The sequence below is a fragment of the Candidatus Tisiphia endosymbiont of Myopa tessellatipennis genome (assembly GCF_964031105.1).
GTDB lineage: Bacteria > Pseudomonadota > Alphaproteobacteria > Rickettsiales > Rickettsiaceae > Tisiphia.
Map to the genome: position 1 here is coordinate 395,339 of NZ_OZ035005.1, position 13,541 is coordinate 408,879.

The following is a 13,541-nucleotide window of genomic DNA, read 5'->3' on the forward strand; positions in this document are numbered from 1 at the left end:
CTCGAAGATGAGACGCTCTGCTGCTCGACTTTGCTACTGCCTAGCTCTTCTTGAAGTTATACTATCGTCTATCAACTCTTCATTTACGAGCAGTATATTTAGCAGAATATTCCCACATAGGATTCCAATAGGTTCCCAATAATATTTTACTAGCTTCTATACTATCTACAATAATGCCAAATTGTTGTAATGATGTTGGGTAAAAATTATGACTACCAAAATAAAAAACTTTGTCATCTACTATCCAAAACTTATTATGGCTTCTTGCATTGGTATTAATACTATGATTATAACTTATATAAGCAAGATGGAGATGCTGTTTTAATTCTTGTTCGGCTACTTTACTCTCAACATGATAGTCAGAAACTATCGTATTAAGTATATAATCATATAAATATTGTAAATCTACATGATCTGAGTAATTAAATCTGAATAAGTTGCTGGTCACTATATATGTATCTACTGCATTATTATGTATAGCATATGCTATTGCTTGAATAATATTGCCATTAACAGTACTAATTGGTGGCAGTACTTTATCTAGCAGTGGATAATTACTCTCTTTAAAAAATAGGGCTTGTTGGCTAATTTTGATAGAGCGAGTAGCATTTTTTAGAGCAAATACCCTTGCAATTTCTGATTGATCAGCATCATCACCAATGCCAACTCCATTGTTCAATTTACTAATAAACATTGCCTGTACAGGTAATGAACTATTAATATTAAATTCGTTATTTAAGGAAATAGCTTTAGCACATTTTGTTGAAATATACCCCTTCTTATATGTATAACAACGGTTTACTTCTATATCTCGATGATGTTGTACATATTTCCATAATATATTAGCATAAGTTGTTGCCCCATTTACAACAGGTCCAAATATTTTAATATTGGCGTCATTAACTGGCTCTGCTTGAGTGTAATCCTGACCAAATAAATTTTCTCCACCAGTGATTAATGTATTACCATCCACCGCAATAATTTTGCCATGATTCCAAGAGAAATCAAGAGAGATATCATGTTGTTTCTCTTGATTTCCACAATTGGATTTAAATGTACATGACCTAATATTAGCAATTGATATAATTAGTTTATTATTGGCTGGTAATTTAGAAATAATATTATTTAAATAGCTTTTCATCCATTCAGGTGGGACTTCTTTATACGTACCATATAATAAGCGTATAGTTATAAAATGAGGAGAATTAATGCTTTTTTTACCTAGCGTTATTATAGCATTTTTCAACATAGCAGTAAATGCTCCTGAACTAAAGTAATTTCTACCAAGAGTTGTAATATCTACAGATGTAGTAGCATTAATAATTGTATTATACATAGTGTTTAACACATTATATGCATTTGTTAAACATAATGTTCTATTATCCAAAGTAAAATCAGCAGTCCGACAAGTACTGATTCCACGACAATCTGATTGAGTACGGCATGTTGGGACAAAAAATTGTGCATCTATCACGTTATCTCCAACTGGTGTAAGCCCTTCTCCATATTCTTCTAAAGCAGCACCCCAAATATTTGGCGTTTGCAGCAACCAATGATTTGGTACTAAATAATTGGTTGAAGGTTTATTATAAGTGATATTATTGTATTTTGGAGATGTTACTAATAAATTTTGATATATGCTATCAATTGACAATGGCTGTGCCAAAGGGGTTTTAATCGTAAATAATAAAATTAATAGTTTAATAATTAATATATTCTTCATGGTTATTTAAACGTACAAATTTGAATAATAAGAACCTAGCAGAAATACTAATTGATATCTAGGAGAATTTAAAAACCGGTCTTGTAACATTACTAATATATAGTTATCTTGAAATCTATAAAATGGCATGTTATAATTTTATTTTTTGGTCTTAGTGATCGATATAAATTGATATATTATATGTTATAATTATGGCTAACGTTTTTTTTAATGGTCCTGCCGGTCGGATCGAAGGGCTTTATACTAAATCTAGTAATCCTAAAGCTCCCCTTGCTTTATTATTACATCCGCATCCGCTTTACGGTGGCACTATGAATAGCAAAGTGGTTTATAATGTCTATAAATCATTAGTAGCTAATGGATTCACAGTACTCAGAATTAATTTTAGGGGCGTTGGACGTTCCCAAGGAGAGTTTGATAATGGTATTGGCGAAATGACTGATGCTGCAACAGCACTTGATTGGCTGCAACTTAACAATCCTACTAGCAGTCTAAATTTGATAGCGGGGTTTTCTTTTGGAGCATGGATAGCCATGCAACTTATCATGAGAAGACCAGAGATTAATAATTTTATTGCGATATCTCCGCCAGTGAATAAATATGATTTTTCGTTCTTGTCTCAATGTCCTATTTCTGGCTTTGTAATACAAGGTGACAATGATAGTATTGTATCTGAAGAATCAGTGCTTGAACTAGTAGATAAATTATCTAAGCAGAAACATATAACTGTCGACTATAAGATTATCCAAGGAGCCGATCATTTTTTTCGGAACAAACTTGGTGAATTTACCCAAGCAATTAATGATTATTTACAATTAAGATTATTGAATAATCAGGTTACGCATTTAAAGAAGGATTTTTTAACTGAAGAAAATTTAGCAAATAAACCGCTACAAAAGGTTTTTTTAGATTAACTGCAGTTAACAATTAATTATAAATTATAAAAATTGGATCTTTATGGCAAAAAATCAAGAAGAACTTAAACAATCTTTACATACTCAATTATTTACAACTTTAATAACACTTGCAAAGTCAAAAGGCGAAGATTCAGATATAAATACTAGAATCTCTAAAAAATGTGAAGAGCTTGCTAGTAGCGTGATAGCACTTGCTCAAAAGCCATCAGAATCCAATATTGATTTGTATAGAAAGAAAATGCGGAAACTTACACATTCTAAATACATTGTAGGTGAAGCATTAAAGGTAATAAAAGAAACTTTTCCTGGAGATCAAAACCAATCACTAAGAGAACTAATAGATATTCCGCTTATGGATGCATTAGCTAAAGAAAATAAGCCAGTATTAGCAAAAAAGTTAGAAAAATCAAGAAGGATACCGCTCGAAACTATGCTACGAGATAGAACAAAAGCTCAACAGGGGGATTTTTTACCAAAGGGACATAAGCAAGCTGGTGTATCTGCTGGATATGTTGCTGAAGAAAAAGAAACACAGAATATTTTCATGTTAAAAAGTTTCTATAAACAGCATGATAATTGTTTCAACCTACAAACAAACGAACAGCAAAAGCAAGCTTTAGCAGATCGGAATGATGGTGTGCGGGAGTTAATCGGTTCTTCTATGTATCAGTTTTTATTATATGATCGTACCCCTAAAGAGGCATTAGTAGTATATGATCAGGTCAAGTCACCATTCATTGCTATACGTTCTAAATTTTTTGATAACGTGGTACAGCAATTATCTTTTTAAAAAAATTAAATATTTTTTATCTGTATTTTATATAAATAAAAAATATTATTGATTAACAACAAATACACGTTTTTGTTGAATAAGCTTATGGCAAACTTCCAGTAATTTACGCATACAAGCTACTGTCGCAACTTTTTTAGGTTTAAAATTATTAATAAGTCTGTCATATAAAGCTTTTAAATATTGAAAGCCATTTTTACCTGTTAGTACTGCCATATATAGTGCATCTCGTGGTATCTTTCTGCCTCCTCTAATGAATCTTCGACCTTGTTTATTACCACTATCTCGAGCATATGGCGCTATTCCAACCATAGCTGATAATTCGTTGCCGCTATAATTTTTATTTCCCAACTCAGGTAAAAAACTAATTAATTTACTAGCTAGACATTTGCCAATGCTAGGTACAGTTTCTAATATTTTTGTTTTTTCTTGTAGTTCTTCTGATCCATCTATTATCTCATTTAATTTATCATCAATTTTAGATATTTCCTTTTGTAAGCATCCCATCAATGTTTCTATGCTTTCTTTGTCAATACCATCGACACTATTATGCAACCTCTTTTTTTCATTACTAAGCATCAATACTAAATCTTCCCGTCTTTGCTGATATCTCTTCAAATTTTCTGATTCAATTTGATGTATATAATTTGCTGTAAGTTGCATCTTATCACCGTAATACGCTAATTTAAAAGCATCTTGCTTGTCCGTTTTACAAAAATTTACTGACTTACTAAATGAATTAAAACTATAGGTATTTACCTTATGAATCCGTTGCTCATTACTATATAATTTTTGGCAAATTTCATCCTCGTAGCCTCCTGTGGGTTCGCACACTATTAGCTCAATTTTTTGCTCTTTTGTTAATTTTATAAGCTCTTCATGACCTAAATTATCATTTGCAAAACGATGATATTCCGGTTTACTGTTTGAAATATATATACATACATCAAGCCATTTTTTACTTACATCTAGACCTATTATTTTTTTCATAGTATAATCTCCTTCATCTTATTGTGCAAGGCTACTGTACTGCAGTACCTTCTGCAATTTGTTCAAAGCAAACTTAACGATAGAGGGTACTTATTCTGTTCACGACTATTTCAGTCTAGATTGCTTCAAGTCACCCTCTTACAACTACTTATAACATGTTTTTAAGATATAAGCTTGTAAATTGTTATAGTAAGTTATAAACTATCAAATGCAATAGGAAAAAATTACAGGGCAGTTTAAAAGTCATAACTTTAGTCGGGACTTTTAAACTGCCCTGAAAAAATTACTGGAAATTTTATCTTGACAAATCAGTCTAGATCATAAATTGTTTTTTATTCATAACTAACATAGGACTTTAATATATGATCAATCATGTGAATTCAGTAGCATCTTCTCTAAGGAAAATGTAACTAAAAAATCTTATGATTTGTATTTCGCAGGTCCCTTATTTACTAATAAGGATCTTATAGGTAATTTATATTTGGCTTTAGCCCTAGAGGAGGCATCTAGTGGTAAGTATAAATGTATATTACCTCAAAATTTAGAACAAAGGGATATCCATGCTCAACACATAAAAAATAATGATTTAAAATCTGTAAAAGAAGCTGATGGAGGCATATTTAGTTTTGACGGTTCAGATCCAGATTCTGGTACAGTAGTGGAATTTATTCATAGTAAATTTTTAAATAAACCTGCAGTATTATATAGAAGTGATATTAGGTTGGGGGGAGATCATAAAAGAACCCAGGGTGATCCTTGGAATCTGATGATGTCAAATTATCCGCGTACTAAAGTTGTCATAATTGAGGATATAGTACCAAAATACCAAGATTTATATAAGCAACATTCAGGTGATGCACACAGTATATCCAAAGCATTATCTCTTTTTATGGTTCAGTCTATTATTAAGGCATTAGATGAAGCATTTGCTACACCGCCATTAGTGCTGCCTGATAACTTAGATAAGAAAATGCTAGATAAGTACTTTCATATACTTAATGATTTAGATATGTACTAGTCAAGACGGACTATTGAAAATAGTATAACAATAATATTTTTTATTGATATAAAATACAGATAAAAATATTTAATTTTTTTAAAAAGATAATTGCTGTTAAGAGCCTTAGAACTTATAGTTCGATATATACCAAATTTATCATATAAGAATTTGGTAATTATTTTAATATTCCCATTAACTAAAGTTTTTCTTTTTAAATATGATAAAGTACCTAATCTAACACTATGGAGATGGAATGTCGACCTAAATCATCATCAATTACTGTCTTCTCATAGCTACCATTACGACGATTATTATCTACTTTTTCTACTTTACTATGTTTTAAGTAGCCCAATTCATGATACAACTCACTTGCCAATATTTTTTCGACTATTTGTTTTTTGAATTTTTGGAATAATCCATCCCGACCAAATACTTCTGACGGATTTGCTTTTGCTAACAACTCTTCTACTAGCTGATTATTTATGTTTAATTTTTCTTTATCTTTATCTATTTCTTTAGCCATAATTTTCCTTTGTTTTATTTACTTCTTTTTACAGTAATCTCTTACTGCTTTTTTTGCAACTTACACAAATCCTATTATAGACTCAATCTTTCTTAATGGTCAAAATCTAGAGTATACTCGGTGAACTTCAAGAATTGGCGTCGTCGTGTCTAAATATCTCCGCTGCTCCGTTACTCATGTACGCTCCGCTGCTCAACTTTGACATTCCTAGCTCTTCTTGAAGTTATACTATCGTCTACCAACTCTTGAAATCATAGCAGTATATATTTACGAAGCCAATTCTTCAAAGCATAAGAGTGTACTTTTTTATCATCCTTTCTACTGAATTATCTAGCACAAGTTCTTGATAATTAGAAGCAAATTCTATCCATCGTAATTCGTTTGATTCAGAATTTTTTACAAAATAGTCGTTGCAAACGGTTTTTAATAAAAATCTCACATCATAATGATAATGTTCTTGGTCTATAGAATTACTAGGAATTAGATGAACATCTATATCATAAATCTGTCTAGAAACCGGTTCAATCTCTAAAATACCGGATTCTTCCTGTGCCTCTTTAATTGCTACAGCCAAAATGTCATTATTACCATCACAATGTCCTCCTAGTTGCAACCATTTATCCAACTTACGATGATGCATCAGTAAGAATTTTGTTTTATTAGAATTAAGCAAGAATCCTGAACCGGTAAAATGTCCTTCTTTTGTCTCCCTACTAAATGGATTTTTACAATTATCTAGAAAGTCCAACATCCTTTCTTTATATTCATATTCTTCTTGAAAATTGCTGACATAATTCTTTATATTTTCATGTAAGTTCATAATACTTCTTTTCGTCCCATCTCTGTCATTTCCATTACAAGCTGCTTTATTTTCTCAACTCTTGATTTATTTACGATCAGTAAAGCATCCTCAGTATTAATAATTATTATATTATCAACTCCTATTACAGCAGTAAGCTTATTATTAGAACTAATATATGAATTTGTACTATCAATGTTTATAACATCGCCTTCGCAGTAATTATTCGTTATATCTTCTTTTTGTATTTGCCATAAAGAATGCCAATTGCCAATATCATTCCAACTAAAATTGGCTTCTATCATAATCATTTGACTAATGTTTTCGATTATAGCATAGTCTAAAGAAATTGGGGTAATATGTAGGTATGGTTCTAAAGCAAGTGTTATATTATTATAATCTTTGGTTGCAAAATAATATGCATCATACGCATGTTTAAAGAGTGCTTTTTGCCATAATTTAGCTTGCTCTAAAATAAAATCTATATTAAAAATAAAAATTCCTGAATTCCAAAAATATTTGCCATTTGCTAGATAATTTTGTGCTTGTTGAAAAGTAGGTTTTTCCACAAATTGTTGGGTGTTGTAAGTTCTATCTGCTAATAACTTATTTATTTTAATATAACCATATTCGGTATTTGCAAAACTAGGCTTAACCCCTATAGTACAAATACCAAATTTTGCGACATAATTCAAAGATTCATTAATAGTAATTAGGTACTTATCAATATCATGTATATAATGATCAGAAGGCAGGAGTATGATCGTATCATAACCGTTATTCTTTGCTTGAATAGCTGATATAATTGCACATGAAGCTGTATTTTTAGGCATAGGTTCTATTATTAAGTCTGCTTCTATATTTAGCTCTCTAAGTTGCTCTTTTGCTATTAATTCATATTCCTTAGCAATTATTAAAGTTGGTTTGCCTAAAGTTCTGTTTGTAATCAAAGTTTTTTGTATTAAACTCAAATTATTAAATATTTTTATAAATTGTTTTGGTTGCATCTGTCGTGATAATGGCCATAATCTAGTTCCTAGACCACCAGCCATAATTACTGCTTTTACTTTCATATATTATTAATTATATAATTATCTAACTAAAGCAACTTATAGTTTATAACTTTAAAAAAGTCTACTAAAATAAACATGGGAAATATATATGCACAAAAATCATAAAAAAACTAATAAGCTTTTCTTTAAAATAGCTGGAGTACTTATAATTACTTATGGTTTTTACCTAGGCTATGTAGAGTTTTATGATCACAAATGGAGATATGTAACTCCTACCGACCAACAAGTACAGAAATATACAATTAGTGAAAACAAAGCCCTAAGATTGTACCAATTAATGAAAGATACTCATGAGATATTGACTAAACATAACATACCATATTGGATTACAAGTGGTACACTTCTTGGGGCAGCAAGGCATAAAGGCATCATACCTTTTGATGATGACTTAGATATTGGCGTAATGCACGCTGATGAAATAAGGTTACAAGATATACTAACAGATTTTGTCGAGTTGGGTTATAAAACTTCTCATCAAGATTTTTACACTATATGCAACAAGGTATGTATAGATATTTTTATTTTTCGCCCAAAAGACAACATGTTTATATATGCTAATTTCAGAACGTTACGTAGATTTCCTAATGATTTCTTTTATATTAACGAAGTATTTCCACTGAGGAAATATCAATTTGGTGAGATTGAAGTTTATGGTCCTCATGAATTTAAAGCTAACCTAGATAGGCAATATCCAGAATGGGATAAATACGGGATAATTCAGCAACCGCATAGTTATTTTGTTACTCTTTCGCCTATTGAACAAAAGACTAAATTCATTTTAACTCCCAAATTATTAAAGCCAGCTATGCCAACTGGTCCTTTAGAAGACCGGGTAATTCCGAAATTACTAACTAAAGAGTAAACTTATCAATGAGTTATATTCCATTATTGCTTACTACCGGACTTGTTGTTTTATTTGGTTTATTTGCTTGGTTTTATCATAAGACAACCAAATTAAATGCAGAATTAGGCTTTCTATCAAATAACTATTTAGAAGCAAATAAGCAGAATCAAATTTTGCAGCAAGAGAAAATTTCTTATATCCAAAAAATTGAGCAATTATCTAGTAAAGTAGACTATCAGAATCAATTGATAACTGAAGCAGATAAAGCAAGACAGGAGTCATATGCATCGGCAAAAAATGCTTTATTTGATCTTGGTAATGAATTGTCTAAACAATTAATTGAAATTCATAGACGGGAAAATCAAGAAGCAAGGGAATTATCAGAAAAAAATATTTCGGGGGCAACAAGCAAATTTAATAACGAGTTTGAACGTTTAATAAACATGGTTGGGTCATTAAGTAGGGATATCGAACAATCTAAAGGAACAGTAGACATTATTAAACAATCCCTTCTTTCTCCATCTGGAGCTGGATTACTTGCTGAAATTACTCTTGAGAACATTCTAAAATCATCAGGTCTACGTTCTAATTTAGACTTTATCATACAATATTCTGTGACAACTACCGATAATTTAAAACTTAGACCAGATGCCCTAGTTTTCTTACCTTCTGGTAACTTAATGGTTATAGATGCAAAAGCTTCAAAGTTTTTAGTAGATTTAGAGCCAGATAGTTCTAATCTTAGTAAAACCATGAATAATCATTTAAAATCCTTAAATAGTAAAGATTACGCGGAAAATATTTTAGTTAGTTTCCAAGATAAAAAAGAACATTTTTCTAATATAGTTACTTTGATGTTTGTCCCTACTGAACAAGCAATTGAAAAAATTCTGATTGCAGATAATAATTTTTTATACAAGGCTTGGAAAAGCAATATTTTCCCAGTTGGTCCAGCAGGACTTATGAATATGCTATCATTTGCTAAATTCCAAATTTCAGATTATAGACGGTCAGAAAATCACAAATTAATTATAGAAGAGGTAAGAAAATTATTGACCTCTATTGCTTCGTTAGCGGAGCATTCGCAGAAACTTGGCAATAATATTCAGCATATAGTCAATAATTATGATAAATTTGCCGCTTCTTTTAATCGACATTTTTTATCTAAGGCTAGGAATATTCAAAAATTAGGCATAGATATTGGTAACAAAACAATTCAGCATCCTATAGAGCGTTATCAGCTTGTTTCATCAAAATCTGAAATTATTGATGCCCAGTTGCTCGAATCATCCGATAAAATCAAGGAATTAGAATAGACCTCTTGTATAATTTGCTTATGTTGAGGAATTCGCAGACACTTCCATAATTTCAAAAAATGAGGAATTGACTTTAATTGTTAAAATGTATATACTTAAATGATTTGAAGAATTGGATTTGAAAATGAATGGTGAGCATGTTAGGCGTACATATAGTATAGTTACGCATGCGAATCCATGATATTTTCAAAAAACAATTTTTCAAAGCAGAAGAGTATACTTAAATTAACGTCATAATGACGTCAGTATGATATCAAAATTATGAGACATAGAGCGTGACAAAAATTATTAATTCTAAATATAAGGCTAGCAGAAGACTTGGTGTAAGCCTGTGGGGCGATAGTAAAGATGCCTTCAATACAAGAAATTATCGTCCTGGTCAACATGGTCAGAATAGTATGGTTAAAACTTCTGATTATGGTCTACATTTGAAGGCTAAACAAAAACTTAAATGCCATTATGGTAGAATTAACGAGAAGCAATTTAGAAATACTTTTACTCTCGCACAAAAAATGAAAGGCAATACGGGTGAAAATTTTATAGCCCTGTTGGAAAGAAGGCTTGACGCTGTTATATACAGAATGAATATTGCACCAACGATTTTTGCTGCAAGACAATTTGTTACCCATGGTCACATTAAAGTGAATGGTAAAAAGGTTAATATCCCAAGTATAAGACTAAAAGAAGGAGATGTCATCGAGCTAAAGGAATCAGCAAAACAAATCCCTGTAATACTCGAGACAGCTAGTAAACAAGGAAAAATTGTACCAAGCTATTTAACTTTTGATTCCAATTCATTGTCTGGTCAGTTTGTCAGAATCCCAGTAATTTCTGATGTTCCGTACCCATTTGAACTAGAAGTACATTTAGTAGTTGAACTCTATTCAAGATAATTAAGAGACTAAATATCATCCCTGCTTCGGTGCAGCTTACTCGCCATGTTATCACCATGTAGGCAGGGGGCTATAATACTTAACACATCCTTCTAGGCTATTTTTTTAGATATTAGCCTATGTTGGGATGACAATTCATATTAAAATCTGATCCTGCCTATAATAGCTTATTAGATATCTTTCGAAACTCGCTTATGCGCAAGGATTTAAAGAAGCCACGAAACCTCGACCCGCAGCGTACTCAAATGTGCGTGAGGAGCAGAGTACCGGGAGCATGAATAAATTACCAACAGAAGTAGAGTTTGCCAAAGATATCTATTGATTACCACGTTCCAACCAATGCCCTTCAGCTGGTGACAAGTCACTTGCCACAGCTCTTCTGTCATCAAATACAAAACATTCTCCTTGCCATAACCTATTACGATTATGGGTCACTTCTAAATATTGTAAAATACCACCTTTAAGATGGTACACATCATTAAAACCCAGTTTCTTCAAATAGGCTGTTGATTTCTCGCATCTAATCCCACCAGTACAAAACATTGCTACTTTTTTTCCAGCAAGTAATTCTTTATTCTGCTCTACCCATTTGGGAAACTGCTTAAACGTTTCTGTCTTCGGATCTATAGCCCCTTTAAAAGTACCTACACAAACCTCATAGTCATTTCTAGTGTCTACTAATACCACATTATTTTGGCTAATAAACTTGTCCCAGTCCTTTGGTTCAATATACTCTCCTTTAAGATTTGCAATATCAAGATCCCCAACTGTCATAGCAATAATTTCTTTTTTCAGCTTTACTTTTAATTTTTGAAAAGGATGGATATCACAATAATTTATTTTAATATTTACATCTTCCGCAGATGTAAGTTTTATAATTTCATCTACTAAAAAATTTACCTCTTCTTTTGTCCCAGAAATTGAACCATTAAATCCTTCTGGAGCTAAAAGAATAGTACCCCTAATTCTTCTTTTTTTACCAATAAGTAAAATCTTTGGCAGCAAAATCTCAAGGTTTTCTAGGTTAGTAAAACTATAAAAACTTAATACTGCTATTTTAAAATCATTATCCATACTGACTTCATTACTACTAATTTTCAGATTTGGTAACTGGCAAGGCTATAAACATAGAAACACCCCGTCTCTGTACCAACAAGATTATATTTTGCTTTTTAATAGATTGGGCATTGTCATACAATACATTTAATTGATCTATAGAAGCTATAGGTTGTTGATTGCTCGCTATTACTAAATCACCAATTTTAAAACCATAATTTTTTCCATCTTTTGCGATATCAGTTACAATAATGCCCTCAACTTTACTTTTAATGGCAAATTTTCGTTTAAGATTATCTGTTAAATTGCTAAAAGTAACATTATTTTTCACAACAGAAAATTTATTATCAGAAGTTTTATCGCTTACCTTGTCGTTTACTTTTTTAGCTTCTATATCCTCTTCACTACTAATCTTGCCACTTAATTCTTGATTTTTGCCATCGCGTACAACGATAATTTTTACCTCTTGATCCACGGTAGTTTCAGCAACCATTACCTGCAATCTCCTAGAATTTTTTACCGGTTGTCCAGCAAATTCTATTATCACATCCCCAGGTTTTATACCAAATTTATCAGCTGGACCATCTTTTTGTACTTCCACTACTAACGCTCCCGAAGCTTCTTTTAACTCAAACCCTTCAGCTATTTCATTAGTTACTTCTTGAATTACTACCCCAAGCCTACCGCGATTAATTTTTCCATTTTGCCTTAGTTGGTCAATAATTGATTTAGCAGTATTAGATGGAATAGCAAATCCAATACCAATACTAGTCCCAGAAGGTGAAAATATTGCTGTATTGACTCCTATAACTTCACCATTAATATTGAACATTGGTCCACCGGAATTACCATTATTAATAGCCGCATCAGTCTGTATAAAATCATCTACTATACCGTTAGTGTTATCAATATCACGTCCCTTTGAAGATATAATACCAGCAGTTACTGTTCCTCCAAGTCTACCAAAAGGATTACCAATAGCAATAACCTGATCTCCTACCCTAGCTTTACTGGAATCACCGAATTTTACAAAAGGCAAAGGAGTTTCAATCTCAATTTTTAAAAGAGCAAGATCAGTTTTTTTATCACTACCTACCAATTTAGCTGATAGCTCCCTATTATCCGTTAATTTTATGTGAATCTCATCTGTATTTGCAACTACATGATGGTTGGTAACAATAAAACCTGTAGGATCTATAATAAAACCAGAGCCAAGGGGAACAGATTTAGGATTGGAATACATCTCATCAAAATCAAAAGGTAGATTAAAACGCTCCAAAAGTTCATTAAAATGATCAAATGGAAAACGCTCGAAAGACTTTTTATGAGAATCTTCTGATTTTTGGTTATATTGTACTGTATACACATTTACCACAGCTGGAATAAGTGGCTCAACAATGTCTGCAAAACTATAATTATGGGATTCAGGTATCTTTATTGGCACTGACTGTAAATTACTAGATTCCTCAGGAGTAATTTTGCTTGACTGAATATCTTTAGCAAAAACAGAAGATGCCAACCACATAGTCATCAGAAAAGTGGCAATTAAATACTTAATTAAATACCTTAGTAAATTGTTAAACTTACAAATATTTTGAACCATATCATCTACCTAAT

General features: G+C 31.6%; 13 protein-coding genes. 6 read left to right on the forward strand and 7 right to left on the reverse strand.

Annotated elements, in window-relative coordinates; translation table 11 throughout:
- Positions 1-79 precede the first annotated feature (79 nt).
- The gene (locus tag AAHN03_RS01955) at positions 80-1,723 is read right to left on the reverse strand and encodes a hypothetical protein (RefSeq protein WP_342278929.1); all 1,644 of its coding nucleotides are present in this window, start codon (positions 1,721-1,723) and stop codon (positions 80-82) included.
- Between the two features lie 191 nt (positions 1,724-1,914).
- On the opposite strand from AAHN03_RS01955, the gene AAHN03_RS01960 reads away from it, so the two are divergent.
- Positions 1,915-2,637: an alpha/beta hydrolase gene (locus tag AAHN03_RS01960; RefSeq protein WP_341761957.1), complete on the forward strand. Its 723-nt coding sequence runs from the start codon at positions 1,915-1,917 to the stop codon at positions 2,635-2,637.
- A 43-nt stretch (positions 2,638-2,680) separates the two neighbouring features.
- A complete protein-coding gene (locus AAHN03_RS01965; RefSeq protein WP_342278930.1) occupies positions 2,681-3,430 on the forward strand; it encodes a hypothetical protein in 750 nt (249 codons plus the stop codon).
- Positions 3,431-3,475: 45 nt separating this feature from the next.
- Here the strand turns inward: AAHN03_RS01965 and AAHN03_RS01970 are convergent, their stop codons facing one another.
- Entirely contained in the window at positions 3,476-4,420 is a 945-nt protein-coding gene (locus AAHN03_RS01970) for an IS110 family transposase (RefSeq protein WP_342278931.1), read from the reverse strand.
- A gap of 481 nt (positions 4,421-4,901) precedes the next feature.
- On the opposite strand from AAHN03_RS01970, the gene AAHN03_RS01975 reads away from it, so the two are divergent.
- Positions 4,902-5,438: a nucleoside 2-deoxyribosyltransferase gene (locus tag AAHN03_RS01975; protein ID WP_342278932.1), complete on the forward strand. Its 537-nt coding sequence runs from the start codon at positions 4,902-4,904 to the stop codon at positions 5,436-5,438.
- A 211-nt stretch (positions 5,439-5,649) separates the two neighbouring features.
- Here the strand turns inward: AAHN03_RS01975 and AAHN03_RS01980 are convergent, their stop codons facing one another.
- The 3 genes from AAHN03_RS01980 to AAHN03_RS01990 all read right to left on the reverse strand — a co-directional run bounded on the left by AAHN03_RS01980 (position 5,650) and on the right by AAHN03_RS01990 (position 7,815).
- Positions 5,650-5,943 (reverse strand): transposase, encoded by a 294-nt coding sequence (locus tag AAHN03_RS01980; protein ID WP_342278933.1) that lies wholly within the window; start codon positions 5,941-5,943, stop codon positions 5,650-5,652.
- A 283-nt stretch (positions 5,944-6,226) separates the two neighbouring features.
- Positions 6,227-6,763, reverse strand: coding sequence for an NUDIX hydrolase (locus AAHN03_RS01985; RefSeq protein ID WP_342278934.1), 537 nt, complete (start codon positions 6,761-6,763; stop codon positions 6,227-6,229).
- Positions 6,760-7,815, reverse strand: coding sequence for a mannose-1-phosphate guanylyltransferase (locus tag AAHN03_RS01990; RefSeq protein ID WP_342278935.1), 1,056 nt, complete (start codon positions 7,813-7,815; stop codon positions 6,760-6,762). Before AAHN03_RS01990 ends, AAHN03_RS01985 begins: the two co-directional genes overlap by 4 nt.
- A gap of 88 nt (positions 7,816-7,903) precedes the next feature.
- On the opposite strand from AAHN03_RS01990, the gene AAHN03_RS01995 reads away from it, so the two are divergent.
- From AAHN03_RS01995 to rpsD, 3 genes are all read left to right on the forward strand, one after another.
- Positions 7,904-8,677: a LicD family protein gene (locus AAHN03_RS01995; RefSeq protein WP_341763007.1), complete on the forward strand. Its 774-nt coding sequence runs from the start codon at positions 7,904-7,906 to the stop codon at positions 8,675-8,677.
- A gap of 8 nt (positions 8,678-8,685) precedes the next feature.
- The gene (locus AAHN03_RS02000; RefSeq protein ID WP_342278936.1) at positions 8,686-9,975 is read left to right on the forward strand and encodes a DNA recombination protein RmuC; all 1,290 of its coding nucleotides are present in this window, start codon (positions 8,686-8,688) and stop codon (positions 9,973-9,975) included.
- A gap of 275 nt (positions 9,976-10,250) precedes the next feature.
- Complete coding sequence (gene rpsD / locus AAHN03_RS02005) at positions 10,251-10,868, forward strand: 30S ribosomal protein S4 (RefSeq protein ID WP_342278937.1); 618 nt, start codon at positions 10,251-10,253, stop codon at positions 10,866-10,868.
- Positions 10,869-11,183: 315 nt separating this feature from the next.
- Here rpsD and AAHN03_RS02015 read toward each other — a convergent pair whose 3' ends face one another.
- A complete protein-coding gene (locus AAHN03_RS02015) occupies positions 11,184-11,942 on the reverse strand; it encodes a rhodanese-like domain-containing protein (protein ID WP_342278938.1) in 759 nt (252 codons plus the stop codon).
- Between the two features lie 16 nt (positions 11,943-11,958).
- Complete coding sequence (locus AAHN03_RS02020) at positions 11,959-13,527, reverse strand: Do family serine endopeptidase (protein WP_375330839.1); 1,569 nt, start codon at positions 13,525-13,527, stop codon at positions 11,959-11,961.
- Between the last annotated feature and the right edge of the window lie 14 nt (positions 13,528-13,541).